A 24,408-nucleotide genomic window follows, 5' to 3' on the forward strand; every position below is an offset into this window, starting at 1 on the left:
CGACCACGGAGGGCGTGACGTCGATGATCTCGTAGCGGGCGAGGATCCCGCCGTCGGCCGTGGCGACCTCGGCCCCGGCCTGGATCGCGCTCGCCGTCGGACCCGCCGCGGGCAGGTACGTGCAGCCGCCGGCAGATCCAGCCGCCAGGGCGGCCATCAGGGCGGTGCACGCCGTCTTACGCAGCATCACAAAGATTTCTCCTCGCCGAGCCCGCGCCATCGCTGGCCCGAGCCGGGACACCCAGTTTGACCGCCAAACGCTGCGATCGCTTTAATGGCCCCGCCGGAGGGGCGGCCACCGCGCGGACGGTCGCGCTATCCGCGGGCAATGCGTCACCAGCGTGGCACGGCCACGCTTATGCGGCGCAAGCTTAACCGTATCATGTCCCCGCGGCGATGTCCGCAGGCGCGGTCGCGAGACTCCCGCGCAGCGCCCGCCCGAGCTCGTCGGCGGCGATGTCGGCACGCCGCGGGGCCGCCTGCGGGCGGCCGAAGCGGAACAGGGCGTACTCGGTGGTCCGGCCGCCGAAGCCCGGCTTGCAACTCGGCAGCGACGGAGCGTGGTCGCCGAACACGCAGAGCGTGATGGTCTGGCGGCGCTCGCGGGCGACCGCGTCCAGGCCCGCGACGAGATCCTCGACCATCCGCCCGGTATGGGCGACGTGATGGAGATACTGCGCCTGCGGGTCGTCGATGCCCGGCAGCCGCCCGGGCTTCCAGGGGCCGTGGTTCTCCATGGTCACGCAGAACAGGAACAGCGGCGCAGGCCGGGCCCGGACCTCCGCGAGGAGCCGCGCGCCGAGGGCGACGTCCCCGACATAGGGGCCGACGCGCGGCGCCTCCGCGAACGCCTCGCCCATGACGAGGTCGGCGAAGCCGAAGGCCTCCATCACCTTGGCCCGGCGGAAGAAGTCCCGGTGGAACGGGTGCAGGAACAGGGTCCCGTAGCCCCGTTTCCCGGCGAGCCGGGCGAGGCTCGTCGGCTCGTCGCCGCCGCGGGCCGTGTAGGGGTCGTAGCGGCCGAAGCCGAGGCTCTCGGACGGTCGGCCGGTGAGCACCGCGTGCTCGCTGCGCATCGTGTAGGCGCCGTGCGCCGGAACCCGGAGACGCCCGTACTGCGCGGCCCGGGTGCGGAACAGCTCCATCGCCGGCAGCTGCGCGCCGCCGAGCCGCTCCGGATCGACGAAGGACTCGAGCTGGATTACCACGACGACGTCGTCGCCCGGCCCGTCCGGCAGAGCCGGCGCCGCGGGCACCGGCACGCCGTCCGCCAGCGCCCGGGCGGTGTAGCCCAGGAGGCTCGCCGGGAGGCCGACCCGGGTCACGTCCGCCTCCAGATCGGGCTCCGGGAACCAGCGGGCGATCAGCCGGGCGAGCGGCGGGCGCGGGGCGGCCTTGACCAGCAGCCAGAGCGCGAGCGGCAGGCCGAGCATCGCCAGCACCCGCGGCACGGTCGCGGCGGGCAGCACGCTCGGCTCGATCCAGTACCACAGGGCGGTGAAGGCCGCGGTGAGCAGCACCGGCACCGAGATGCGCGGGTCCCACAGGGGCGGGATGTAGTAGAGCTGCGGGTGACGCGGCACCTGGGGAAGCAGGGCGAAGTCGCTGAACAGCAGCGGCTCGCCGATCACGGAGCGCTTCGCGCGGCTGACGACGATCAGGATCGCCACGGTGATCACGCCGGTGAGCCCCGCGAGCCAGGGCCGCCAGGAGAACTCGAACCAGAACAGCAGGATCAGCAGGTAGCCGAGCAGCCGCAGGCCGAGATCCCGGGCTGCGAGGCTCGCCCGGGCGATCGAGTCGCCCGCGAACACCTCCAGGGCGAGGCACACGGCGAGCGCGAGACCGGTGGCGATGAGGAACGTCGTCAAGACACGGGCACTCGGCGTGGGGCGGGCCTGCTCGCCGCCGGGATCCGGGCCTGGCGGGAAACAGCGCGCGGGAGCAAGGCGTTACGAGCCGTTCCTGATCCAGAATGATCGGAATCGGCCCCGGGGACGGGCGGCTGCGGGCGGACTCTAGCAGCGGGCGCTATCGCTTTGGTGTCACATCAGGGTCTCGCGGAACCGGATTCGCGCCGCGCGCGCCGCCCTAGCGCGGTCCGCCGCCGGCCTCGCGGCCGACGCCGCGCCGGCTGCGCAGGGCCCGCACGACGGGATTCAGGAGGCCGTAGCGGGCGCGCATCACCAGATGGGCCGTGCGGCCGAGGGATAGGGCGTTGCGCGGCGCCGCCGCCCGGGCCGCGCTGAGACGGTCGAGGAGCTGCTCCGGGGTGCACGGCTTCATCGCCACCGGGTCGAGGTAGCGCGCGTAGAGGATCATGGCGCCCGCCACCAGCTCGTCCAGGCTCAGGCGGCGGCCGCGGTCGGCGCCCGGCGCGAGATCCTCCGACAGGCCCCAACCCGAGTAGAACGGCCGGCCGTGCGTCGCCACGGTCAGCCCGCGGATCAGGGCCTCGAACCCGGCGAGCGACGTCATGGTCTCGACGTGATGCACCCGGTCGAGGAGATCGACGATGCTGATGCCCCCCACGATCCGGTCGGCCAGGGTCAGGGCTTCCGGCTCCGGGATGATGCCGGGACGGAACCCGGCCTCCACGTCGGGATGCGGCTTGTAGAGCAGGAACGCGTCCGGGTTGCGCCGCCGCGCCGCCTCGAGCAGCGCCCGGTTCGAGCGGACCAGCGGCGAGCCGTGGCGCACCGAGGCGTCGTCCTCGACCTGGCCGGGCACGAGTACGATCCGCCGGCCCGACGGCCAGTCGAGTGCGGCGGCGTCGAGGCCGACATTGTACTTGCTGAGCCGGCGCGCCACGACCTCCTCGCGCAGGCGCCGCGCCCGGGCGACGAGGTCCGGGGTGAAGTCGGCCTCGGCGAGCAGCCGCTGCAGGCGGCTCTCCCGGCGCGGGTCGTAGTAGATGCCGAGGTCGTCCACCACGATGGAGGCGCCGGGCTGCAGGCTGGCACCGAGCCCGACGGAGCGCAGGAACCCGTCCTCGACCCGGGCCAGGGGCAGGCCGGCCCGCGCGCAGGCCTCCTCGAGCTGGCCCGGTGCCCGCGTCGCCCAGGCGAGGATGCGGCCGCCGTGACGCTGCCCCGCGGTGATCGCGGCCTCGGTGGTCATGGTGTGGATCGGCCGGCCGGCGGGCCCCGCGCCCAGGACGTCGAGGGCGGGCCGCTTCCAGCGCGACATCCCGACATAGACCACCCGCCGGTCGTTCTCGGCGAAGCGCGCGGCGAGCCACGCCACCCGTTCGGCGCAGGCCGCGCGGTCGATCGTCGCCCGGCTCCAGGGGTCGAAGTAGTGGACGCCGCCCTCCCCGCCGAGCGGCGCGCCGTCGAGGGTGAGCCGCAGGGAGGCGAAGCCGGCCTCCGGCGAGTCGTAGGGGCTCAGGAGCGGACCGGGCGCGACCACGAGCCGGCGCTGCCGCGTCAGCGCCAGCAGGCGCGTGGCGAGGCTGCCGGCGCTCCAGGCGGCGCCGACGGCGCCGGGGCGCGCCGGACCGAAGGCGAGACCCGTCGCGGCCTCGATCTCCGCCCGCAGGCGGCGGATCGTGCGGCCGGTCGCGTAGAGCGACGGGGTCGGGTCAGCGGGCATGGTCGGTGTGTCCGGCTCCGGTCGGGCGAGGTGCGGAACAGGCCTGTAGCGCATTTTCGCCGGCATGGGATGGTGTTGCAACGCGGGGACAACCTGAGCGCGCGTCGCCGTCGCCACGTCCTGGAAAGGATTTGGACATATCGTCGCCGCGATTGGCCCCCTAATCCGAAGGCTGAGCCGCAGGCGCGGGACCGTTGCAGACGGGCCACGCCGATGCGGAAACGCCATGCCTCGGCATGGCTTCGGATTGCGGGCCCGCCGGGCACCGTGCCACCTCAAGAGTCTCTCGCCGGCCCGGTTCATCCGGCCCAGGGTCAAGGACAGAAGCGCCGCGGAATGCAACAGCCCGCCCCCGACGCCCTCCGCGACCGCCCCGCGACCTTCCTCTTCCTGCAGGGCATCGCGACGCCGTTCTTCTCCGATCTCGGGAAGGCGCTGCGCGCGCGAGGACACTCCGTCCGGCGCATCAATCTCTGCCCCGGCGACTGGCTGTTCTGGAGCGGCGAGGCCGACAATTACCGCGGCCGCCGCGAGGCCTGGGGCGAGTATCTCGAGGCCTATCTCGACCGCGAGAGCGTGACCGACATCGTGCTGTTCGGCGATTGCCGGCCGTTCCACAAGGCGGCCCGCATGATCGCCGAGTATCGCGGCCTGCGGGTGCACGTGTTCGAGGAGGGCTACATCCGCCCGAACTGGATCACCTGCGAACTGGGCGGCGTGAACGGCTTCTCGTCCCTCCCCCGGACGGCCGCCGAGATCCGGGCCCTGGCCCGACGCCTGCCGCAGCCCGGCCGGGCGATGCCCTCCACGGGCGACATGGCCCGCCGCAGCGTCTGGGACGTCGGCTACAACCTCGCCAACGTCCTGTTCCCCTACCTCTTCCCGCATTTCCGCAGCCACCGGCCGACCCATATCGCGGCCGAGTATGCCGGCTGGATCAAGAAGTTCGCCCGCCGCGCCCATACCCGCCGCGAGGCGGCGCGCTGCGACGAGATCTACCGCGCGGTCGGCTGCGACTACTTCCTGCTGCCGCTGCAGCTCGACAGCGACTATCAGATCCGGGTCCACTCGCCCTTCCTCGGCGTCGAGGGCTTCATGGACCGCGTGATCAAGTCCTTCGCGGACGGCTCGTCGGCACCGACCCGGCTGCTGGTGAAGCTGCACCCGCTCGACAGCGGCCTGATCAACTGGCGCAAGTTCGCGCGCGCCTCCGCCCGCCGCCACGGCGTCAGCGACCGGCTCGACTTCATCGACGGCGGCGACCTGCCGGCCCTGATCAAGGGCGCGCGCGGCGTCGTCATCGTCAACTCGACGGTGGGGATGCTGTCCCTGGAGATGGGCTGCCCGACCCACGCGGTCGGCACCGCGATCTACAACATGGCCGGCCTGACCCATCAGGGCGACCTCGACAGCTTCTGGAAGAGTCCGACGCCGCCGGAGATGGACCTGATGGCGGATTTCCGCCGCGTGGTCCTGCACCGGACCCAGGTCAACGGCGGCTTCTTCTCCAAGGAGGCGATCGACCGGGCCGTGGCCGGCTCCGTTCCGCGGATGGAGGCGGCCCTGCCCGACTCGATGCTGGCGGCGGCGCGGGCGGTCAGCGCGGTGGCCGAGCGCGACGGCGAGCTCGCGCCGGTCTACTGACCGGAATCGCCGGCTCCCGGATCCGTCGCCGTTCGGCGGCGTTTGAAGCGGGTTTCACCGCCGGTGAGCCTTTCCCGGCCTTGATCTTTCCCCGCGCGGCGGCGTAACCCGCCCCATGCCCCGCATTCTGATCACCGGCGCGTCGAGCGGCATCGGCGCCGCGCTGGCGCGCCACTACGCGCAATCCGGCGCGAGCCTCATCCTGGTCGGCCGCAACGCCGAGCGGCTGGAGACGGTCGCCCGGGACTGCCGCGCCCGCGGCGCCGCCGTCGAGACCGCCCGTCTCGACACCCGCGACCGGGCCGCCACCGTGGCGCTGGTCCACCGGTCCGATGCCGAGGCCCCCCTCGACCTCGTCATCGCCAACGCGGCGGTGAACGGCGGGAACCAGGAGGGGCAGGTGGAGGCCGAGGACGTGGCTTTCGAGACCGCCGACATCAACTACACCGGCACGCTCAACGTGATCCTGCCGACCCTGACGCTGATGCTCCAGCGCGGGCGCGGTCAGATCGTGCTGCTGTCGTCGCTCGCGGCCTACGCGCCGCTCCAGGACGCGCCGGCCTACAGCGGCGCCAAGGCGGCCCTGGTCGCCCACGGCCTCGCCCTGCGCCAGAAGGTCGCGCCCCGGGGCGTGAAGGTCAACGTCGTCACCCCGGGCTACGTGAAGACGCCGATGGGCGGCGAGCTCAAGGGCTGGCGGCCGCTGGAGATCAGCGCCGATGAGGCGGCCGTGCGGATCGCCAAGGGGATCGCGGCCAACCGCGACGTGATCGCCTTCCCGTACATCCTCACGGCGCTCGCCCGCACCGTGCTGCTCCTGCCGGAGAACGTCCGCAAGGCCGGCCTCTACGCCTTCCGGTTCCAGCGGCGGAAGCGGCGCTGATGGCGCGCCCGCGGATTGCGCTGTTCGTTCTGGAGGCGCTGCCGAACGCCCGCGCGGTGCGCCGGCTCGTCGCCGACCTCCGGGGCGACATCGCGCTGGTGGGGCTCTCGAATGCCGAGCGGCCGTCGAGCGGCGGCTTGACCGGCCAGATCCGGCGCCACCTCGCCCGCTCGGGCACCGGGATCCTGCCGTACCTCGCGGTCAATTTCGGCCTCCCGGACCTGCTGCGGCCCCTGGCACCCCTGACCCAGGCGGCGTCCGGAAGCGGGGACGCGCCGGAGGCGACGCCCCTCAGGACCCTGTGCCGCCGCCTCGGCATCCCGACCCTGACCGTCGACGACGTCAACGGTCCCGACGTCGCCCGGAGCCTGCGGGACGCGGCGCCGGACCTGATCCTCACCTACCATTTCGACCAGATCCTGAAACCCGAGACCATCGGTCTGGCGCGGCTCGGCGGCATCAACGGGCATCCCGGCCTGCTGCCGCGCCACCGGGGCCCGGTGCCGACGATCCACGCCCTGGCCGACGGGCCCGGGCAGTTCGGCATGACCCTGCACCGGCTGGCCGCCGCGATCGACACCGGCGCGATCCTCGCCCAGGAAGCGGTGGCGCTGCCCGAGGGCACGACCGCGACCCGGGCCTCGGTTGCGCTCCACGCCCACGGGCGCGCGATGCTCGACCGGCTGCTGGACGAGGTCGCCCGGACCGGGGCGCTGCCGGAGGGGCGGACCGCGCCGGTTCTGCCGTACTGCCCGTTCCCGGACCGTGCGATGCTGGCCGCGCTGCGCCGCCGGGGCCTGCGGCTCACCGACGGGCAGGACCTGCGGGACGCGCTGAGCCTGTCCGCGCGGGCATCTTAACTCCCGGTTAAGGCTGTTCGGCAAGGACTCGGTCAGATCCTCGCCGTCGACAGGGCCCGCGCATGCCGGATACCAGCGCCCTCCACTCGGCCTCCGACGCCCTGGCCGCCGGCCGGCAGGTGCAGAGCGGGCGGATCCGCGCGATCTCCGAGAACCTCGCCAACGCCGACTCGGTGCCGACCACCCCGGGCGGTGCCCCCTACGCCCGCAAGATCGCGGTGTTCGCGCCCGTGGTCGCCGACAGCCCCGGCGACCCGGTCGGCCGGATCGTCCGCGACACGACCGGCTTCCGCGCCCGCTATGACCCGACCAGCCCCGGTGCGGATCTGAGGGGCTATGTCCGCCTGCCGAACGTGAACATCGCGGTCGAATCGGCCGACCTGCAGCGGGTGATCCGGAACTACGAGCTGAGCCTGAGCGCCTCGACCTCGCTCAGCACGCTGACGCAGGCCACGATCAACCTGATCAGCTGAGCCGGCCGTGCCGCCGGCCGTAGCCGGCGTAGATCGCCAGACCGATCGCCAGCCAGATCGCGAGGCGGATCCAGGTGTCGGCCGGGAGCGAGGCCATCAGCGTGACGCAGGACAGGATCCCGAGCCCGGCCGTGAGCGTCGCCGCCGGCACGCGGAACGGGCGCGCCCGGTCCGGAGCGGTCCGGCGCAGGATCAGCACCGTCGCGCAGACGAGGCAGAACGCCAGCAGCGTGCCGATGCTGACGATCTCGCCCAGGACGTCGATCGGCACGAGCCCCGCCACGGCCGCCGTGAACAGCCCGATCACTAGCTGGCTCGCCACCGGCACGCGCGTCACCGGATGGACCCGACAGAAGATCCTCGGGAGCAGGCCGTCGCGGGCGATGGCGAAGAAGATCCGGCTCTGCCCGTAGAGGGCGGTCAGCGCCGAGGTGGTCAGGCCGATCAGGGCGCCGACCTTGATGACCGTGGAGAAGCCCGACAGCCCGATCACGTCGACCGCCTTGGCCACCGGGTCGGCGACGCCCAGCTCGCGGTAGGGGACGAGGCCGGTGAGGACGGCCGCCATGGCCACGTACAGGATCGTGGTGATCAGCAGCGATCCGATCAGGCCCACCGGCGCGTCGCGCTGCGGCGCCCGGCACTCGCCCGCGGCCGTCGCCACGGTCTCGAAGCCCACGAAGGCGAAGAACACCACCGCGGCGCCGCGGAACACGCCGCTCCAGCCGTACGCGCCGAAGGTCCCGGCATTCTCCGGCACGAACGGGTGCCAGAGTTCCGGCCGCAGATGGGCCGCGCCGACGCCCACGAAGGCCAGGATGATCGCGATCTTGCAGGCGACGAGCAGCCCGTTGACCAGGGAGGCCTCCCGGGTGGCGCGCATCAGCAGGGCGCTGAGCAGCAGCACGATCCCGGCCGCCGGCAGGTTGACGACGCCGCCGTCGCCGGGTGCCCCGGCCAGGGCCGGCGGCAGATGCAGGCCGAACTCCGCCACCAGGGACTGCGCGTAGCCCGACCAGCCCACCGCCACGGTCGCCGCCGCCACGGCGAATTCCAGGACGAGATCCCAGCCGATGATCCAGGCGGGGAAACGCCCGAGGCTCGCGCGGGTGTAGGTGTAGGTGGATCCCGCCTCCGGGATCATGGCGGCCAGCTCGGCGTAGCACAGGCCGACGAGGCCGCAGGCGATGCCGCCGATCACGAAGGAGAGGCTGAGCGCCGGGCCCGCGTACTGCGCCGCCGCCGTTCCGGTGAGCACGAAGATGCCGGCGCCGATCGTGGCGCCGAGGCCGATGGCGACGAGGCCCGGCGCGGTCAGGCTCCGGGCGAGGTCGCGCCCCGCCCCCGGCCGTTCACCCTTGGTCATCGCCGAGTCCGCCATCGCGCCCGTTCCCCCTCGCCCGGATCGTCACCCGGCACATTCCATGCCCGGACGGCGGCCCCGGCGGACTCGCCCGGGCCGGTCCCGCGCCCCACCGCTCCGGGCCCGGCCGCGCGCGGCGACAGCCTAGCGCCGTACCGGGCCGGCGGCACCGTCGGGCGCGCCCGGGTCGCCCGCGCCGGACTGGGGCGGTGCGGCGCCCGCGCCGCCGATCATCCGGGTGTCGGTTCGGAACGCCCGGGCGACGAGGCCGCAGAAGCGGATGAAGGCGCTGCCCTGCGGGGTGATGACGTAGCCGTCACCCGCCCGCGCGACGTTGCCCGACGCCTGCTGCTCGGCGAGGCGCCGCTCCATCTGCCGGAACTCGCCGAGATAGACCCGCTCGAACACCGCCCGCGCCGCGTCCGGGGTGACGCGCTCCCCGGGGTGGGCGGCCATCTGACCGAGCAGGAACACGCTGATCGAGCGGTCGACCGTCACCGGCAGGATCACGAAGGCGCTCAGGTTCAGGGACAGCGACAGGACGCAGGCGCCGAGGGCGTCGCGCCGGCGCAGCCCCCAGGCCCGGCCGAGTCCAGCCAGGAGCGCGGTGACCCCAAGGGTCAGCAGGAAGGCGACCGCGAGCAGGATCAGGCCGCGGTAGAACAGGATCGTCACGCCCGACCAGAGATCGGTCTGGAACAGCAGCACGAAGCTCGCGAGGCCGAGGACGATCGCCGCGGCCTGCAGCAGCGCCTGCGCGCAGAGCCAGCGCAGGGCCTGCCCGGCCCGCGGGCGGGCGGGTGTCGTGGAACCGGCTTCAGTCATGGAGATCCTCGACCCGCAGGATCCGGACGCGCGGATCGGCGTAGACCGCGGGGCTGCGCCAGACCCAGGAATCCGGGCTGCTCCAGGGCGCGTCCTGCGCGGTGATGACCAGGGCGCCGATCCCGGCCGCCGCGGCGCGCCGCCGCACCGCGGCGCCGTCCAGGATGTCGCGGAAGATCGGCGCGACATCGGCGAGCCGCGCGGCCACGGCCTCCGGCGGCGCGCCGAACAGCCGGGCCTCCGCGTCGGCCACTCCTGTCGGCTGGAGACCGTAGAGCCCGAAATCGAACACCCGCCGCGGCACCGGCGATTGCTGCATCACCAGGTCCCGGGGCAGGTGCGTGCCGGCCCAGGTGTAGGCCGCGCGCAGCGACCGGTCGATATCGGGATGGCCGGCGAGGCGGGCGAAGGCGGGCCGGTCGGAGGCCGGATAGGCGCGCATCCCGACGAAGCCGTAGAGGGTCGTCGCGTAACCGAGGGCGAGCAGCGGGCCGAGGAGACCGGGGAACCGGAGCCGCCGCGCCTCGCTCAGGCGGGCCAGGGCCACGACGGTCCAGACCAGGGTCGCGACCTGCGCGAGCAGGACGACGCGCGCGCCGAGGTCGTTGTTGAGGATCGCCGAGCGCAGGAAGCCGCCGATGAGCAGGCTGGCCGCCGCGCAGAGGGTGAGCAGTCGTCCGGCCTCGCGGCCGTGGGCCTCGCGGCGGGGCACGACGCGCCAGAACAGCAGCGCACCGGCGGCGCAGACGCCCAGCGCCGCGTAGTAGTTCAGCGGCAGGAGGATCAGGCGGAGCGCGCTCAGCGCCGGCTCGTCGACGAGGCCGTCGAGCGGGCCGAAGCGCCGGATCGAGAACCGGATCGGCGCGCCGTCGTCGGTCCGGTTGGCCAGAATGCTCATCAGGTAGGGGGCGGCCAGCGCGGCGCTGAGCAGGCCGGCAACGGCCAGCCGGCCCGCGGCGCGCCAGCGGCGCTCCAGGCCGAGCAGCACCAGCCAGGCGCCGGCCGCACTCGCCGTGCCGAGGCAGACCCAGACGGACAGGCCCGCGCAGGCCGCGAAGGCCGGCCCCGCGACGCCGATCGCCGCGGCCTCCGATCGCCGGTCCGGCCGCGTCCGGTCCGCGACCTCCGCCAGGGCCAGGAGACCGAGCCATCCGGCCAGGGCGCCGGCGACGTGGTGCGGCACCCAGACCAGGGAGGCGGGCCAGTTGAGGACCTGCTCGTTGAGCCATTCCGGGATCGGCAGCCAGGTCCCGGAGGTCGCCCGGTCGGCGAGGACCAGCAGGATGTCGAGGCTTCCGGCCGGCAGCAGCAGGAGCACCGCGCGGCGCACGAGCCGGGGCGCGGCGTCCGCGACGAGGCCGGTCGCGGCGAGGAGCCGGTCGATCAGGCCGAGGAGCGCGAGCCCGGTCCAGAAGGCCAAGCCCGCGAAGGCGGTCCGGCCGTCGACCAGCCGCCCGCCCGCCCAGTCGACCAGGGCGGTGAGCGTGTAGAAGCCGTAATAGTAACCCGCCCGCTCGGGCCGGGCGAAGAACGGATCCACCGGCGGCAACCCGTGCTCGACGATCGCGCGCGTGAGGGCGGCGTGCTTGACGAGGTCGATGATCGTCGCGGGGCGGTAGAGGGCGGTGCCGGTATCGAGGTCGATCAGCGCGTAGGCCACGACGCCGAGCCAGAGCAGCGCGAGGGCGCGCGCCGCCCGGTCGCGGGAATCCCGCAGGTCGCGCAGGGCCGGCCGGAGCGCGACGAGCCCCGCGGCGCCGGTCGCGAGCGCCGCGACCGGGACGCCGGCCGCCTGGATCAGCAGGCTGTCGAGGGCGGGCAGGAGGCCGATCCCGAGGAGCGCCCCGCACAGCAGGCGGTCGCCGGGCGCGAGCGTGCGGAATCCGAGGATGCCGGTCAGTCCGCCCAGGGCGTAGCCCGGCAGGAGCACGAGGGGGATGCCGAGCAGCGTCGCGACGACGACGCCGCACGCATCCGAGAAGGTGCCGTTCATCGCCGGGCCGCGTCGCGTGAGCGGCTCCGGGTAGCACGGGGGCGTTAACCGTTCTTTGGACGAGCCCGGACAGCCGCGACGCGCCACCGCTGCGGCCCGCCCGGCTCGGGACTGGCATAACCGTCGGTTTCGTGTATGGATCGCGCGGCCTCGACCCGGGTTGCCGGGCGGGGCTTGAGCCGCTTGGCGCTGTGACCGTGCTGGACGACATCCCGGCACCGGCCGAACGCCGAGCCCGCGCGCGCCCGTTTGGGGCGCCGCATCCGACCAGCACAACCCGAAAGGCACGCGATGTCGATCACGGCAGAGCGCAAGACCGCGCTCATCAAGGAACACCGCAAGGACGCCAAGGACACCGGGTCCCCCGAGGTTCAGGTGGCGATCCTCACCGAGCGGATCACGAACCTGACCGGCCACTTCAAGACCCACGGCAAGGACAACCATTCCCGCCGCGGACTCCTCAAGCTGGTCTCGCAGCGCCGCTCGCTGCTCGACTACGTCAAGCGCAAGGACGAGGCCCGCTACCGCGCCCTCATCGAGCGTCTCGGCATCCGCCGCTAAGGCGCCCCTCGCGCGGTTCCGGGCCCGGCCCGGGGCCGCGTTTCACCATCACGGGCTGCCGGAATGGGTCCGGTCTCCCGACAAGCGGGCCGCTTCGAGGCGCCAGCGTCGGGGCAGGATCGCGAGACACTTCGCCGAGGATGTTCCGGCGCAGTGTCTCGCCGTCTTGCCCCCGGGCGGCGCCGGGCTTGGGCCCGCCGCAGGCAAGGAAGAGATCAAGAATGTTCGACGTTCAACGCGAAGAGCTGATGTGGGGCGACCGCAAGCTCGTCCTGGAGACCGGCAAGGTCGCCCGTCAGGCCGACGGCGCCGTGGTCGCCACATACGGTGAGACCTCGGTCCTCGCCACCGTGGTCGCCACGAAGGAGCCGAAGCCCGGCATCGACTTCATGCCGCTCACCGTGAACTACCAGGAGCGCGCCTACGCGGCCGGCCGCATCCCCGGCGGCTACTTCAAGCGCGAGGGCCGGCCCTCCGAGAAGGAGACCTTGGTCTCCCGCCTCATCGACCGCCCGATCCGCCCGCTCTTCATCGACGGCTGGCGCAACGACACGCAGGTCGTCGTCACCGTCCTGACCCACGACCTCGAGAACGATCCCGACATCGTCGCGATGGTGGCGGCCTCCGCGGCCCTGACCCTCTCGGGCGTGCCGTTCATGGGCCCGATCGGCGGCGCCCGCGTCGGCTACATCAACGGCGGCTACCGGCTGAACCCGCTGGTCACCGAGACCAAGGAAGAGTCGAGCCTCGACCTCGTCGTCGCCGGCACGCAGGACGCGGTGCTGATGGTCGAGTCGGAGGCCAAGGAGCTCTCCGAGGAGGTGATGCTCGGCGCCGTGATGTTCGGCCACAAGCACTTCCAGCCGGTGATCGAGGCGATCATCCGCCTCGCCGAGAAGGCCGCCAAGGAGCCGCGCGACTTCAAGGCCCCCGAGAACGCCGACGTCGAGAAGGCGGTGCTGGAGGTCTGCGAGGCGGAGCTGCGCGCCGCCTACACCAAGACCGTCAAGCAGGAGCGCTACGCCGCCGTCGACGCCGTGAAGGCGAAGGTGATGGCCGCCCTCTGCCCCGAGGGCGCCGAGAAGTTCCCGGCCGAGAAGGTCAAGGCCGCCTTCAAGGAGGCCCAGTCGAAGGTGGTCCGCTGGAACATCCTCGACAGCGGCGCCCGCATCGACGGCCGCGACGTGAAGACGGTCCGCTCGATCCTCTCCGAGGTCGGCGTGCTGCCCCGCGCCCACGGCTCGGCCCTGTTCACCCGCGGCGAGACCCAGGCCCTCGTGGTCGCCACCCTCGGCACCGGCGAGGACGAGCAGTTCATCGACGCGCTGGAAGGCACCTACAAGGAGCGCTTCCTGCTCCACTACAACTTCCCTCCCTATAGCGTCGGCGAGACCGGCCGGATGGGCTCGCCGGGCCGCCGCGAGATCGGCCACGGCAAGCTCGCCTGGCGGGCGATCCGCCCGGTCCTGCCGCCGGCCCACGAGTTCCCGTACACGATCCGCGTCGTGTCGGAGATCACGGAGTCCAACGGCTCGTCCTCAATGGCCTCGGTCTGCGGCGGCTCGCTGTCGCTGATGGATGCCGGCGTGCCGCTGCGCCGCCCGGTTGCGGGCATCGCCATGGGCCTCATCCTCGAGGGTGAGCGCTTCGCGGTCCTGTCCGACATCCTCGGCGACGAGGATCACCTCGGCGACATGGACTTCAAGGTGGCCGGCACGGACGAGGGCGTGACCTCGCTCCAGATGGACATCAAGATCGCCGGCATCACCGAGGAGATCATGAAGATCGCCCTCGCCCAGGCGAAGGACGGCCGCGCCCACATCCTGGCCGAGATGGCCAAGGCCCTGACGGCGGCCCGCCCCGAGCTCGGCGAGTACGCGCCGCGCATCGAGACGATGCAGATCCCGACCGACAAGATCCGCGACGTGATCGGCACCGGCGGCAAGGTGATCCGCGAGATCGTCGAGAAGACCGGCGCCAAGATCAACATCGAGGATACCGGCGTCGTGAAGATCGCCTCCTCGGACGGCAAGGCCATCAAGGCCGCCTACAACTGGATCCGCTCGATCGTGGCGGAGCCGGAGGTCGGCGTGATCTACGACGGCACGATCGTGAAGTGCATGGAGTTCGGCGCCTTCGTGAACTTCTTCGGCGCCAAGGACGGCCTCGTCCACATCTCGGAGCTCGCCGCGAACCGCGTCGCCAAGGTGACGGACGTCGTCAAGGAAGGCGATAAGGTCAAGGTCAAGTTCCTCGGTCAGGACGACCGCGGCAAGATCCGCCTGTCCATGAAGGTCGTCGATCAGCAGACCGGCGAGGACATCACCGAGAAGGTGAAGGCACAGCGCGACGCCGAGCGGGCCGAGCGCGGCGACGAGCCGCGCGAGCCCCGCGAGGGCGGCCGCCACCGCGGCGAGCGCCGCCGCGAGGCGGGCGAGTAAGTCGCGCGAACGAACGCGCCGGCTCCGGCCGGTGCGGGACTTCCGACACGGGCGCGGTCCTCAGGGGCCGCGCCCTTTTTCGTGGTGCCGCCAACCAGGCCGTCCCGGTTCCTCGGTCGGGAACGGGGCGCCGTATCCCGCGTTCCCCGGCGACTTCCCAACCGGAGACCCTCATGGCCAACGACATGATGCACGACATCTTCAGCGGGCAGCCGAACCTGTCCACCACGGAGCGCGCCGTCTCGGTGGCGCTCGGGCTCGGGATCGCCGCTGCGGCCGCGCAGCCCCGGCCCAACAAGCTCCTGAGCCTGCTGGCGCTCGTGGTCGGCGTCGGGCTGGCGGTGCGCGGTGCGACCGGCCACTGCGCCGTGAAGGCTGCCTCCGAGCATCTCTGAGCCCAAGCCGTTCGAGGGCCCCAACGCCACCGTCTTTGCGAGCGCTGCGAAGCAATCCAGGCAGCGCGACGTTCGACATCGTCGCGCTGCCCTGGGTCACGTCGCTACGCTCGTGATGACGGAGGAGCGCTCGAGTGGGCGCTCTCCACCGGAATGCGGCAGACCGACAATGAGAAAGGGGCGTCCCGCGGGGCGCCCCTCGTCGTATCAGGACCTGCCGGGCGGATCAGTAGGTGGTGGTGCGGCGGCCGGCGATCAGGCCGTAGATGAACAGCACGACCACCGCACCCACGATCGCACCGATGAAGCCCGCGCCCTGGTTCGGCCCGTACCAGCCGATCGCCTGACCCAGGAAGGTCGCCACGAAGGCGCCGACGATGCCGAGGATCGTGGTCAGGATGAAGCCGGCGGGCTCGTTCGGGCCCGGCATGAGGAACTTGGCGACGACGCCGGCGAGAAATCCGATGATGATGGTCCAGAGAATACCCATGACTGACCCCGAGGCGTGATTGTCGATGGCGGCAGAACGCTTCGAGGCCCGCGACGGTTGCCCGCACCCCGGCTGCCGATGACGATTTTCCTCGGGTTCCCGCGGCGCGTGCGCGCGCAGCCCTTTACGGCCAGGCCGGCGCGACGGCAGATACGCCGGTTCTCGAGGATGTGGAGACGGGTATGGACATTCAGCGGATCGAGCCTGGCAAGCGGATGTCGCAGGCCGTCACCTTCGGCGACATGGTCTACCTCGCCGGGCAGGTCGCCTCCGACACGGTCGGCACCGGGGTCACGATCCAGACCCAGCAGATCCTGTCGGAGATCGACCGGCTCCTGGCCGCCGCCGGCAGCGACAAGGCGCGGATCCTCTCGGCCACGATCTACCTCGCCGACATCGCGACCTTCGCGGAGATGAACGCCGCCTGGGACGCCTGGGTCTCCCCCGAGAATCCGCCTGCCCGCGCCACCGTCGAGGCCAAGCTCGCCGCGCCGGAATACCTGGTCGAGATCGTGGTCGTGGCCGCGAGGAGCCGGTGAGCGGCCCGCGCCGGACCCTCCTGGCGGCGGCCGCGGCCGTCCTCGCGGGAGGGCTCCTGGCGATCCTGCCCCTCGTGCGGCCGGCACCGGCCGCCGAGGAGCGGGTCGTCAACATCTACAACTGGTCGGACTATATCGACCCGCAGGTGCTCGAGGCCTTCACCCGGGAGACCGGGATCAAGGTCGTCTACGACACCTACGACAACAACGAGATCCTGGAGACCAAGCTGCTCGCCGGCCGGTCGGGCTACGACATCGTCGTGCCGTCCGGGCCCTACCTGCAGCGACTGATCCGGGCCGGCGCCTTCCTGCCCCTCGATAAGTCCAAGCTGAAGAACCTCGGCAATCTCTGGCCCGAGGTGACCAGCCGGCTGGCGGCCTACGATCCCGGCAATACCTATGCCGTCGACTACATGTGGGGCACGACCGGCATCGGCTACAACGTCGCCGCCGTGCGCGAGCGCCTGGGCGCCAACGCGGCGGTGAATTCGTGGTCGGTCGTCCTCAATCCCGCCTCGGCGAACAAGCTGAAGGAGTGCGGGATCATGATGCTCGACAGCCCCGAGGACCTGATCCCCAGCATGCTCCCGGCCTTCGGCGCGAAGGCGGATTCCAAGCGCTGGGACGACATGACCCTGGTGACCGACGCCCTCTACAAGGTGCGCGGCGCCGTGCGGAAGTTCCACTCGTCGGAATACATCCAGGCGCTGGCTAACGGCGATATCTGCCTGGCCGTCGGCTATTCGGGCGACATCATGCAGGCCAAGCGCCGGGCCGAGGAGGCCAAGAACGGGATCGACATCGCCTACGTCGTGCCGAAGGAAGGCGCGCTGATGTGGTTCGACACCTTCGCGATCCCGAAGGATGCCGCCCACCCGGCCGAGGCGCTGGCCTTCATCGACTACATGATGCGGCCAGAGGTGGCGGCGGCCAACACCAACTTCGTGTCCTACGCCAGCGGCAACCTGGCGGCGAAGAGGTTCGTGAAGCCCGAGATCCTGAGCAATCCCGGCATCTATCCGGACGAGGCGACGATGCAGCGCCTGTCCATCAACACCGCCTGGGACGACCGCACCCAGCGCTTCGTCACCCGCCTCTGGACCCGGGTCCGCACCGGGCGCTGACGCGAATCGGCGCCGGAGGGCTCCGTCAGCGTTCCGGATCCACCGGGATGCCGCTGCGGGCGAGCCACGCGCGGACCGCCGCGCGGGTCTCCCGCCCGGAATCGTTCAGCAGGCGCTCGGGCGTGGTGAAGAAGTACGGCTGGAAGGTCTTCCGCTGCGCGTTGCGCAGGGTCGGGTCGATCCCGGCCTCGAGCAGCCTCAACACCCAGGGATTGGCCGCGCCGACCTGCGCCGCCACGTGCAGCAGCGAGTTGCCGGTGGCGTCGACCCGGTTCGGGTCGGCGCCGGCCCGCAGCAGCAGCGCGAACTGCGCCTCGCGGCGGTTCTGGACGGCGCGGAACAGCGGCGTCCACTGGCCGCGCGGGCTCACCGGGTCGACCGGCGCGCCGTGCCGCAGCAGGATCTCCAGGTAGGTCGGGTCCTCCACCATCGCCGCCATGTGCAGCACGGTCTCCTGATCGAGCCCCCGCACGGACGGGTCCGCGCCGGCGTCGAGCAGGGCCACCACCGCGCGCGGCCGCGCGTTCCAGACCGCCCATTCGAGCAGGGTGAGGTTCCGTTCGCCGCGGAGGGAGAGATCCAGGTCGGGTGCCAGCGCGGCGATGCACGCCACGTCATCGCGCGCGACCGCTGCGGCGAGCGCCGCGAGAGGGGACGCCGCGAAGGCGCCGCGATTGTCCCCGGTCGGGATCTCCATGACGGTTCGCTCCTCGACGCCGCCTGATTCGGCGCTGCGTGACGCGGGCCATGTGATCGAGAAAGACAGGGGTGCGGCAAGAGCCGTCCTGGGAAGACTATCCCGCAGGTGTCGCCGCGGGGTGACGCGGCAGCGAATGACGGGTGTGAGAAACGCCATCGCCGCGGACGGGTCGAGACCGTCCGCGGCGATGCGCGTCGAGGCCGGGATCGGCGCTCTAGTGCTTCAGATCGTCCGGAACCTTGCCGCCGTTCTCGGCGAGCTTCTGCATGACCTGCTTGTGCAGCCAGATGTTCATGCTGGCCGAATCGTCCTTGTCGCCGGTGTAGTGGAGCTCGTCGGCGAGCTGCTTGCGCGAGGCGAGGCCGGAATCGAGGCCCAGCAGCTTCATCAGGTCGACGATGGAGTGGCGCCAGTCGAGCGTCTGCGGGTTCTTCTCGGCGAGGCCGGTGAGCACCGCCGCGACGTCCACCGGCTCGCTGCCGCCGGCCGTGCCGGGGGCCGACGGGGTGGAGGGCGTGCTGGTGCCGGCCGGGCCGCCGGAGCCGGCGGTGGGCGCGGGGGCGGCGTCCGCGGTGCCGCCACCGAACGGATGGAGGATCTTGCTGACGATGCTGCCGAGGAGGCTCATGGATCCGCTCCGATAAACGAGGCCCGATCTCCGCGCCGGGCGGCCATTCAACTGGCTGTGAGCCTGGGCGTTCCGCGATCCGGCGGGCTCGGGACGGTCGGCGCGGCGGCGCTCGGAGCGTTCAGGATGCTGCCCACAGGGCGGCGACGAGCGCTGTCCGCTCCGCCGCGAGCGCGCCGTCCGGGACCGGGCGGCCGGCGCGGGCGTACCAGTAGCGCGCGTTGCCGTCATCGCCCTCGATCCGGTGGAGATGGGCGTGGACCCAGGCCGCGTCGGGCCCGCCTGCGTCCTGGACGAGGCGGTGCGCCCGCTCCCAGGCCGCGGAGGCCGGGCCGGACGCGTCCCGGGCGAGCCACCAGAGTGCGGCGAGCGGGGCGGGCCAGCCGGTCGGCGGCTCGGACCCGGTGAGTGTCGCGGCGAAGCTGGCGGGCAGGTTCTCGGTCATCGCTGTCTCCTTCCGGGCAGTTCAGCGGCCGGCGGCGCGCTCCGGCTGCCAGCGGCCGCGGCGCTGGCGGGCGGACCACGCGTAGCGCGCATCGCCGTCGAGGCGGTCGAGGTGGTCGGAGAGGCGGTTGCGCTCGAGCCACGACAGGGCCGCCTCCAGTTCCGGGAGGGTCATGGTCGCGCGGCCCTTGCCGAGCACGCGCTTGAGAACGGCGTTGTAGCGGTGCGCGAGATTTCCGCCGCGGGGCACGCGCAGGGAAGTCTCGTCCTCCACCGCCTGGGCGGCGACGGCGGCGGCGAGCCGCTGGCGCAGGGTCCGCTCGCTGACGGAGGGCGGTTCGGGCGCGGGCGCCGCGGGGCCCGGTTCGGGAAGACGCGGTCGGAGCAGGGCGTAGCGCATGCCGATCGCGTTGCTCTCCAGGGGTGTGATCCCGCCCGGCTCGTCGTCGCGCCAGCGGGTCCGCTCGGGCACGACGGCGCTCGCCGGCCGCTCGCGGGGCGGCCGGACGCTGCTGCCCTGCTCGGTCTCGAGTTCGAGGCGGAACCGCGCGAAGAGCGGGTCGTCGGGGTGGAAGATCAGCGCCTGCTGCCCGTCGTAGGGGCCGGCATGGGGATCGACCCGGGTGGCCCGGGCGAGCATCTGCTCGAGCCAGGGTCGGGAGCGGATATGCGTCAGGGCCGCGACCACCGCGACCTCCGGGGCGTCCAGACCCTCGTAGGCCATCGCCACCGTCACCAGCACGGCCGGCTCCGGCGTGAGCCGGAACGCCGCCAGAGCCGCGTGGGCGTCGCCCTGGCCGGAGGTCGCGAGGCGGACATCGCGCGCGCCCTGCCCGGCCGGCATCCAGTCCCGCAGGGTCGCGAGGTAGGCCCGCGCGCTCGCCTGATCGGGCGCCACCACGAGGAGCTTTCCGAGACCCCGGGCCGGCTCACCGGGCGGGAGATCGCGCTCGGCCCGGCGCCGGGCGCGCAGGCGCTTGGTGGCGAAGAACGCCTCGCTCAGCAGGTCGCGGGCAAACCCCGTTCGCAGGGCGGTGAACAGCGCCGGCCGGGTGGTGATCCGGACCGCGCCCGCGCCCAGCCGGTGCGGCCCGACGCGCGGGCTGTCGCCGGCGATCCGTCCGCCTTCCAGCCAGCTCGCCTCGCCGTCGATGGCGCCGAACGTCACCGGCAGCACGGCCCGCTCGGCCAGCGCCTGCGCCCGCGAGTAGCCGATGACCGCGAGGCCGGGGGCGTCGAGGTCGAGGTCCGGACCGCGGCCGGGCGCGGCGGGCTGGTAGGGCAGCCCGAGGATCCGACGCCCGTCGGCCCGCTCCAGCGTCCCGGACAGGTACAGGCGCACGGCCGCCGCCTCCATGACGGGCAGCATCGCGCGGGACCACGCCCCGGCTTCGGCGTCCTCCGCGGCGGTCTCGTCGGCACCCGGGCGGCCGGGGACCGGTAGGTGATGGACCTCGTCGACCACCAGGAGGGTGCGGTGCGCCCGCGCCTCCGCGAGGTGGAGCGCCGGGGCTGCGGCGACCGCCTGATAGGTGGTGACGTAGCCGGCCAGACCCCGTGCCGGGTCGCGCTCGTTGTCGGCGGCCCGAACGCTGAGGGCGTGCCCGAGGGCCGCGCGCCAACGCGGGTCGGCGAAGGCCTCCTCGGCCTGCAGCCGCAGGGAATCCCGCGGCACCACCCAGACCACGCGCTCGACGAGCCCCGCGTCGATCAGCCGGTGCGCGGCGATGACCGGGAGCAGCGACTTCCCGCCGCCGGGGGTGACCGCGGCCAGGATCTTCCGGACATGGGCCGCCTCCCCGCTCGCCATGGCCGCGACCAGGGCCATCAGCGTGCGCTGGTGCGACCTTAGGGACGGGGCGGGACGGGTCAAGGGCCGACGAAGCAGGGCGACATCGGCACACCGTGGCCGATCCGGATTCCTTTGTGAATCCCCGGAGTCGCGGAACGTTCGCGTTTTCGTCCCGACGCCGGAGCCGCGGGCGCCGCGAGGCCGGACCCGGCGGGATGGGGCGCTTCGGGACACGCCGCCTTCCGGATCGCGGCGCTTCCGAGCGAAACCGCCCCGCTCTCCACGATTGCCGCACCCGACGGGCCGGATCGGTGCACCATAAGCGTTGACACCCGGCCCACCCCTCACCATAAGGGCGCCGCGGGCGATGCCCGCCTTGGGGGAATGTCCCGAGCGGCAAAGGGGGCGGACTGTAAATCCGCTGCGTAAGCTTCGTAGGTTCGAGTCCTACTTCCCCCACCAAGTTCTTCCCGATCCCGTCAGCCTTGTTTCGCCAGCGCGGCCTCGATGCGCGCGGCCGCGGCGGCCGAGAAGCCCTTCCCTTCGAGCCCCTGTCCCGCGGCCGCCTGGCCGGTGAGCGAGCGGCGCTTGCCCCCCGGCAGATGCGCCTGCCGCAGCGCGTGGCTGTCCCGGTGACTGGCATGGGTGATCGCGATGGCCAGCGCGTCGGCGGCGTCCGCGACGCGGAACTCGGCCTTCGGCAGAAGGAAGCGGACCATCGCCTGGATCTGCGCCTTCTCGGCGTGGCCGGAGCCCGCCACGGTCTTCTTGATCAGGTTGGGGGCGTACTCGAACACCGGCAGCCCGGCGAGGGCTGGCACGAGCAGTGCCATCGCCCGCGCGTGGCCCAGCTTGAGCGTCGCCTGGGCGTCCTTGTTGACGAAGGTCTCCTCCACGGCGACCTCGTCGGGCCGCACGGCCTCGACCACGCGGCCGATCCCCTCGAACAGCTCCCGCAGGCGCAGCGCCAGCGGGAGCTCGCCGTCCGAGGTCACGACCCCGCAATCGTCGTAGGTGAGTTTCGTGCCCTGCGCGGTGATCACGCCCCAGCCGGTGCGGCGGAGTCCGGGATCGATGCCGAGAATGCGGACGGGGCTGGTCATGGGGCTCCACGGCTCGGTGAACGGCCCGAGGCTGCCGTACGTATCGTGAACGCTCGGTTTCACCAAGGTTCCGGTCGCGGAGGCTGTTGGCCGCTTCCGTCACGGCCCGGCGCGCTGCCGCGCCGCTCTCATCCCCGGCGGCCGAGGAGGATCAGGGCCGTTCCGGCGAGGCAGACCGCGCTGCCCGCGAGATCCCAGCGGTCGGGCCGCTGCCCCTCCGCGAGCCACAGCCACAGGACCGAGGCCGCCACGTAGACGCCGCCGTAGGCCGCGAAGGCGCGCCCCGCCGCCGGGCTGTCCACGAGGGTCAGCAGGGCCGCGAAGGCCGCCAGCGAGGCGAGGCCCGGGAGCGCCCACCAGGCCGACCGCCCGAGCCGCAGCCAGGCCCAGAACGCGAAGCAGCCGGCGATCTCGGCGAGGGCGGCGGCCGCGTAGGCGAGGAGGCTCATCGGGTCAGCTTGGCACGGCGCGCCGCGCTGGACGAGCCCGGCCCTGGGGGCGGAGCGCGACCGGCATTAAGCTCCCGGCAAGGGGGATCCGGTCGAGTGTCGCCATGAGCACGCATGCGAGCACGCACGAGACCCAGGGCGACCGGCTGCTGTTTCCGGGAGACGCCCGCCTTCGCGACGCCGTCCTGGCCTGGATCGAGGCGCTGGCGCGTGAGCGGCGGATGTCGCCCAATACCGTCGAGGCGTACGGGCGCGACCTCCGTCAGTTCCTCCACCACCTCGCGTCCCGTCAGGGGACGCCGACGATCCCGATGCTGATCGGGCTCAAGGTGCGGGACATCCGCGGCTTCATGGCCGCGCGCCGGGCCGACGAGGTCTCCGGGCGCTCGCTGATGCGCATGCTGGCGGGTCTGCGCTCCTTCGCGCGCTTCCTCGAGCGGGAGGGCTTCGGCACCGTCTCGGCCCTGGGCGGCGTGCGCTCGCCCAAGGTCCCGCGGCGGCTGCCCCGTCCTCTGCCCGTCTCCGCCGCGGTGGCGCTGACCGATACCGCGATCCGCGCCGGCGAGGAGCGGGAGCCCTGGGTCCTCGCCCGGGACGCCGCCGTGCTGGCGCTGCTCTACGGCGCGGGGCTGCGCATCTCCGAGGCGCTGGGTCTGACCCGGCGCGACGCGCCCCTGCCCGGCCTCGATCAGGTCACCGTGCTCGGCAAGGGTGGCAAGCAGCGCATGGTCCCGATTCTACCGGTCGTGGCGCAGGCCGTGGCCGACTACGTCGCGGCCTGTCCCCTGCCGCTGCCGCCGGACGGACCGCTGTTCCTCGGCGCCCGCGGCGGCCCGCTCTCGCCGCGCATCATCCAGTACACCGTGGCGCGCGCCCGCGGCGCCCTGGGTCTGCCCGAGAGCGCCACACCGCATGCCCTGCGGCATTCCTTCGCAACCCATCTGCTGGCGCGCCAGGGGGAACTGCGCGCCATCCAGGAACTCCTGGGCCACGCCTCGCTCTCCACGACGCAGCTCTACACGCAGGTCGACGCCGCCCGTCTCATGAGCGCCTACGCGGCGGCCCATCCGAGGGCCGGCCATTGAGCAAGATTGCTAAAAACCTCGATTTCGAGAGCGCTCATCATCCGCTATAGGTGCGTCATCCGGTTCGCCCAGTGCACATCCGCGCTCTTTAAGAGCTTCGTCACGATCTTCGGCCAATATGGGCAACGAACGGGATCGGCTTGGGCGGGCGTCATGGATCTTCAGGATGGAGGGGCGCCGGCACGTGTCGTGATCGCGGATTGCGATCCGGGCCGCCGCGTCTCCCTGAGAGAGATCGTCCTGCGATTCGACCCCCGCGCCGTGATCGATGAGGCAACCTCGGGTCAGGCGCTCTGCGAGATCCTCCTCCGCCGGCGTCCGACCCTGGCCTTCGTCGGGATGCAGCTCGACGACCTCAGCGGACCCGAGGCGGTCGCCGTGGCGCGCCGGGCGGGTGCGGAGCCCCCCTGCCTGGTGCTGGTCGCGACCCGCGTGCTGCCCCAATGGCAGGAGATCGCCACGAGCCTCGGGGCCTACGAGGTCCTGAAGACGCCCCTCGACCCGAGCCATATCGAGCCGCTGCTCCACGCGGATGCCCGCCGTCGGTCGCCGACCCGGGCCCTGCTCGCCTGCTCGACCCCGGCCGGGCGCTCGGCCATCAGCCGCGTCGTGGCGCGCAGCGGGTTCGCGATCGAGCTCGACGAGACGGATGACGGGCGCCACGCCCTCAAGCAGATGAAGCTCGCCGCCTACGACTTCGCCTTCATCGACGTGAAGCTCGGCGGCATCGACGGGCTCGAACTGGCCTGCCAGATCCAGCCCCTGGGTCTCGCGACTCGGATCACCCTGCTGACCACGTCCGAGCTGGAGCCCGTCGCCCAGGCCGGCCGCTACTTCGGCGTCGACGCCGTGCTGCGGATGCCGTTCTACGCCCGCGACATCGACCTCGCCCTGCACAATGCCCTGGGCCTGCGCCGGCCCTACCTCCTGAACGCCCTGACGGCCCCGCCCGCGCCGAGCGCGCTGCTGCGGATCGCCGACCTGCCCAATCCCCGGCGCAAGATCGCCTGATCCCGCGCCGG

At 72.6% G+C, this 24,408-nt stretch carries 23 protein-coding genes, 1 tRNA gene and 1 pseudogene; 12 read left to right on the forward strand and 13 right to left on the reverse strand.

The features are described 5' to 3' along the window. The 3 genes and pseudogenes from ACLBXO_RS10460 to ACLBXO_RS10470 form a co-directional block, all read right to left on the reverse strand. Positions 1-187 (reverse strand): annotated as a pseudogene (locus tag ACLBXO_RS10460) (polysaccharide biosynthesis/export family protein); the annotation flags it as partial. A 193-nt stretch (positions 188-380) separates the two neighbouring features. Continuing rightward, positions 381-1,871, reverse strand: a complete 1,491-nt coding sequence (locus ACLBXO_RS10465; protein ID WP_447685340.1) for an LTA synthase family protein — start codon at positions 1,869-1,871, stop codon at positions 381-383. A gap of 220 nt (positions 1,872-2,091) precedes the next feature. Next, positions 2,092-3,594, reverse strand: a complete 1,503-nt coding sequence (locus tag ACLBXO_RS10470; RefSeq protein WP_447685341.1) for a capsular polysaccharide export protein, LipB/KpsS family — start codon at positions 3,592-3,594, stop codon at positions 2,092-2,094. Positions 3,595-3,930: 336 nt separating this feature from the next. Here ACLBXO_RS10470 and ACLBXO_RS10475 point away from each other — a divergent pair, with 336 nt between their 5' ends. The 4 genes from ACLBXO_RS10475 to ACLBXO_RS10490 all read left to right on the forward strand — a co-directional run bounded on the left by ACLBXO_RS10475 (position 3,931) and on the right by ACLBXO_RS10490 (position 7,454). Continuing rightward, a complete protein-coding gene (locus tag ACLBXO_RS10475; RefSeq protein ID WP_447685342.1) occupies positions 3,931-5,238 on the forward strand; it encodes a capsule biosynthesis protein in 1,308 nt (435 codons plus the stop codon). Positions 5,239-5,353: 115 nt separating this feature from the next. Next, positions 5,354-6,121, forward strand: a complete 768-nt coding sequence (locus ACLBXO_RS10480) for an SDR family NAD(P)-dependent oxidoreductase (protein ID WP_447685343.1) — start codon at positions 5,354-5,356, stop codon at positions 6,119-6,121. Then, the gene (locus ACLBXO_RS10485) at positions 6,121-6,981 is read left to right on the forward strand and encodes a formyltransferase family protein (protein ID WP_447685344.1); all 861 of its coding nucleotides are present in this window, start codon (positions 6,121-6,123) and stop codon (positions 6,979-6,981) included. Before ACLBXO_RS10480 ends, ACLBXO_RS10485 begins: the two co-directional genes overlap by 1 nt. A 62-nt stretch (positions 6,982-7,043) precedes the next feature. Beyond that, positions 7,044-7,454: a flagellar biosynthesis protein FlgC gene (locus ACLBXO_RS10490; protein ID WP_447685345.1), complete on the forward strand. Its 411-nt coding sequence runs from the start codon at positions 7,044-7,046 to the stop codon at positions 7,452-7,454. On the opposite strand, the gene ACLBXO_RS10495 is transcribed toward ACLBXO_RS10490, so the two are convergent. The 3 genes from ACLBXO_RS10495 to ACLBXO_RS10505 form a co-directional block, all read right to left on the reverse strand. Beyond that, positions 7,447-8,835, reverse strand: coding sequence for an amino acid permease (locus ACLBXO_RS10495; RefSeq protein ID WP_447685346.1), 1,389 nt, complete (start codon positions 8,833-8,835; stop codon positions 7,447-7,449). The genes ACLBXO_RS10490 and ACLBXO_RS10495 overlap by 8 nt on opposite strands. 126 nt (positions 8,836-8,961) lie before the next feature. Then, on the reverse strand, positions 8,962-9,642 hold the full coding sequence (locus ACLBXO_RS10500) for a hypothetical protein (protein ID WP_447685347.1): 681 nt from the start codon (positions 9,640-9,642) through the stop codon (positions 8,962-8,964). Then, positions 9,635-11,635: a hypothetical protein gene (locus ACLBXO_RS10505; protein ID WP_447685348.1), complete on the reverse strand. Its 2,001-nt coding sequence runs from the start codon at positions 11,633-11,635 to the stop codon at positions 9,635-9,637. The genes ACLBXO_RS10500 and ACLBXO_RS10505 overlap by 8 nt, the downstream gene beginning before the upstream one ends. Before the next feature lie 291 nt (positions 11,636-11,926). On the opposite strand from ACLBXO_RS10505, the gene rpsO reads away from it, so the two are divergent. The 3 genes from rpsO to ACLBXO_RS10520 all read left to right on the forward strand — a co-directional run bounded on the left by rpsO (position 11,927) and on the right by ACLBXO_RS10520 (position 15,032). Beyond that, on the forward strand, positions 11,927-12,196 hold the full coding sequence (gene rpsO / locus ACLBXO_RS10510; protein WP_012317943.1) for a 30S ribosomal protein S15: 270 nt from the start codon (positions 11,927-11,929) through the stop codon (positions 12,194-12,196). A 221-nt stretch (positions 12,197-12,417) separates the two neighbouring features. Next, on the forward strand, positions 12,418-14,637 hold the full coding sequence (gene pnp / locus ACLBXO_RS10515; RefSeq protein WP_447685349.1) for a polyribonucleotide nucleotidyltransferase: 2,220 nt from the start codon (positions 12,418-12,420) through the stop codon (positions 14,635-14,637). 173 nt (positions 14,638-14,810) lie between these two features. Continuing rightward, entirely contained in the window at positions 14,811-15,032 is a 222-nt protein-coding gene (locus ACLBXO_RS10520; RefSeq protein ID WP_020093742.1) for a YgaP-like transmembrane domain, read from the forward strand. Between the two features lie 226 nt (positions 15,033-15,258). Here ACLBXO_RS10520 and ACLBXO_RS10525 read toward each other — a convergent pair whose 3' ends face one another. Then, positions 15,259-15,522 (reverse strand): GlsB/YeaQ/YmgE family stress response membrane protein, encoded by a 264-nt coding sequence (locus tag ACLBXO_RS10525; RefSeq protein WP_331313912.1) that lies wholly within the window; start codon positions 15,520-15,522, stop codon positions 15,259-15,261. Between the two features lie 182 nt (positions 15,523-15,704). On the opposite strand from ACLBXO_RS10525, the gene ACLBXO_RS10530 reads away from it, so the two are divergent. Together ACLBXO_RS10530 and ACLBXO_RS10535 are read left to right on the forward strand one after the other, a co-directional pair. Then, a complete protein-coding gene (locus ACLBXO_RS10530) occupies positions 15,705-16,061 on the forward strand; it encodes a RidA family protein (protein ID WP_331313910.1) in 357 nt (118 codons plus the stop codon). Further along, a complete protein-coding gene (locus tag ACLBXO_RS10535; protein WP_331313909.1) occupies positions 16,058-17,185 on the forward strand; it encodes a polyamine ABC transporter substrate-binding protein in 1,128 nt (375 codons plus the stop codon). Before ACLBXO_RS10530 ends, ACLBXO_RS10535 begins: the two co-directional genes overlap by 4 nt. A 25-nt stretch (positions 17,186-17,210) precedes the next feature. Here the strand turns inward: ACLBXO_RS10535 and ACLBXO_RS10540 are convergent, their stop codons facing one another. The 4 genes from ACLBXO_RS10540 to ACLBXO_RS10555 form a co-directional block, all read right to left on the reverse strand. Next, entirely contained in the window at positions 17,211-17,882 is a 672-nt protein-coding gene (locus tag ACLBXO_RS10540; protein WP_331313908.1) for an ankyrin repeat domain-containing protein, read from the reverse strand. 217 nt (positions 17,883-18,099) lie between these two features. Beyond that, a complete protein-coding gene (locus ACLBXO_RS10545) occupies positions 18,100-18,513 on the reverse strand; it encodes a DUF3597 domain-containing protein (RefSeq protein WP_447685350.1) in 414 nt (137 codons plus the stop codon). Between the two features lie 121 nt (positions 18,514-18,634). Further along, the gene (locus ACLBXO_RS10550) at positions 18,635-18,958 is read right to left on the reverse strand and encodes a hypothetical protein (protein WP_331313907.1); all 324 of its coding nucleotides are present in this window, start codon (positions 18,956-18,958) and stop codon (positions 18,635-18,637) included. 21 nt (positions 18,959-18,979) lie between these two features. Beyond that, positions 18,980-20,830 (reverse strand): DEAD/DEAH box helicase, encoded by a 1,851-nt coding sequence (locus ACLBXO_RS10555; protein ID WP_447685351.1) that lies wholly within the window; start codon positions 20,828-20,830, stop codon positions 18,980-18,982. A gap of 297 nt (positions 20,831-21,127) precedes the next feature. Here ACLBXO_RS10555 and ACLBXO_RS10560 point away from each other — a divergent pair. Then, positions 21,128-21,211, forward strand: a tRNA-Tyr gene (locus ACLBXO_RS10560). Between the two features lie 17 nt (positions 21,212-21,228). On the opposite strand, the gene ruvC is transcribed toward ACLBXO_RS10560, so the two are convergent. Further along, entirely contained in the window at positions 21,229-21,852 is a 624-nt protein-coding gene (gene ruvC / locus ACLBXO_RS10565) for a crossover junction endodeoxyribonuclease RuvC (RefSeq protein ID WP_447685352.1), read from the reverse strand. 128 nt (positions 21,853-21,980) lie between these two features. Then, positions 21,981-22,301: a YnfA family protein gene (locus tag ACLBXO_RS10570; RefSeq protein WP_331313901.1), complete on the reverse strand. Its 321-nt coding sequence runs from the start codon at positions 22,299-22,301 to the stop codon at positions 21,981-21,983. Positions 22,302-22,405: 104 nt separating this feature from the next. Here ACLBXO_RS10570 and ACLBXO_RS10575 point away from each other — a divergent pair, with 104 nt between their 5' ends. Together ACLBXO_RS10575 and ACLBXO_RS10580 are read left to right on the forward strand one after the other, a co-directional pair. Continuing rightward, positions 22,406-23,386: a tyrosine recombinase XerC gene (locus tag ACLBXO_RS10575; protein WP_447685353.1), complete on the forward strand. Its 981-nt coding sequence runs from the start codon at positions 22,406-22,408 to the stop codon at positions 23,384-23,386. Positions 23,387-23,647: 261 nt separating this feature from the next. Next, a complete protein-coding gene (locus ACLBXO_RS10580; RefSeq protein ID WP_331313899.1) occupies positions 23,648-24,397 on the forward strand; it encodes a response regulator in 750 nt (249 codons plus the stop codon). Positions 24,398-24,408: the final 11 nt, after the last annotated feature.

It is taken from the genome of Methylobacterium sp. C33D (assembly GCF_053345825.1).

Excerpts from the sequence above, each read along its gene's own strand:
- ACLBXO_RS10475 (WP_447685342.1), top strand. The coding sequence starts at position 3,931 with ATGCAACAGCCCGCCCCCGACGCCCTCCGCGACCGCCCCGCGACCTTC.
- ACLBXO_RS10550 (WP_331313907.1), bottom strand. The coding sequence starts at position 18,958 with ATGACCGAGAACCTGCCCGCCAGCTTCGCCGCGACACTCACCGGGTCC.
- ACLBXO_RS10530 (WP_331313910.1), top strand. The coding sequence starts at position 15,705 with ATGGACATTCAGCGGATCGAGCCTGGCAAGCGGATGTCGCAGGCCGTC.
- ACLBXO_RS10505 (WP_447685348.1), bottom strand. The coding sequence starts at position 11,635 with ATGAACGGCACCTTCTCGGATGCGTGCGGCGTCGTCGTCGCGACGCTG.
- ACLBXO_RS10485 (WP_447685344.1), top strand. The coding sequence starts at position 6,121 with ATGGCGCGCCCGCGGATTGCGCTGTTCGTTCTGGAGGCGCTGCCGAAC.
- ACLBXO_RS10540 (WP_331313908.1), bottom strand. The coding sequence starts at position 17,882 with ATGGAGATCCCGACCGGGGACAATCGCGGCGCCTTCGCGGCGTCCCCT.
- ACLBXO_RS10480 (WP_447685343.1), top strand. The coding sequence starts at position 5,354 with ATGCCCCGCATTCTGATCACCGGCGCGTCGAGCGGCATCGGCGCCGCG.
- ACLBXO_RS10495 (WP_447685346.1), bottom strand. The coding sequence starts at position 8,835 with ATGGCGGACTCGGCGATGACCAAGGGTGAACGGCCGGGGGCGGGGCGC.
- ACLBXO_RS10470 (WP_447685341.1), bottom strand. The coding sequence starts at position 3,594 with ATGCCCGCTGACCCGACCCCGTCGCTCTACGCGACCGGCCGCACGATC.
- ACLBXO_RS10570 (WP_331313901.1), bottom strand. The coding sequence starts at position 22,301 with ATGAGCCTCCTCGCCTACGCGGCCGCCGCCCTCGCCGAGATCGCCGGC.
- pnp (WP_447685349.1), top strand. The coding sequence starts at position 12,418 with ATGTTCGACGTTCAACGCGAAGAGCTGATGTGGGGCGACCGCAAGCTC.
- ACLBXO_RS10490 (WP_447685345.1), top strand. The coding sequence starts at position 7,044 with ATGCCGGATACCAGCGCCCTCCACTCGGCCTCCGACGCCCTGGCCGCC.
- ACLBXO_RS10575 (WP_447685353.1), top strand. The coding sequence starts at position 22,406 with ATGAGCACGCATGCGAGCACGCACGAGACCCAGGGCGACCGGCTGCTG.
- ACLBXO_RS10545 (WP_447685350.1), bottom strand. The coding sequence starts at position 18,513 with ATGAGCCTCCTCGGCAGCATCGTCAGCAAGATCCTCCATCCGTTCGGT.
- ACLBXO_RS10520 (WP_020093742.1), top strand. The coding sequence starts at position 14,811 with ATGGCCAACGACATGATGCACGACATCTTCAGCGGGCAGCCGAACCTG.
- ACLBXO_RS10500 (WP_447685347.1), bottom strand. The coding sequence starts at position 9,642 with ATGACTGAAGCCGGTTCCACGACACCCGCCCGCCCGCGGGCCGGGCAG.
- rpsO (WP_012317943.1), top strand. The coding sequence starts at position 11,927 with ATGTCGATCACGGCAGAGCGCAAGACCGCGCTCATCAAGGAACACCGC.
- ruvC (WP_447685352.1), bottom strand. The coding sequence starts at position 21,852 with ATGACCAGCCCCGTCCGCATTCTCGGCATCGATCCCGGACTCCGCCGC.
- ACLBXO_RS10525 (WP_331313912.1), bottom strand. The coding sequence starts at position 15,522 with ATGGGTATTCTCTGGACCATCATCATCGGATTTCTCGCCGGCGTCGTC.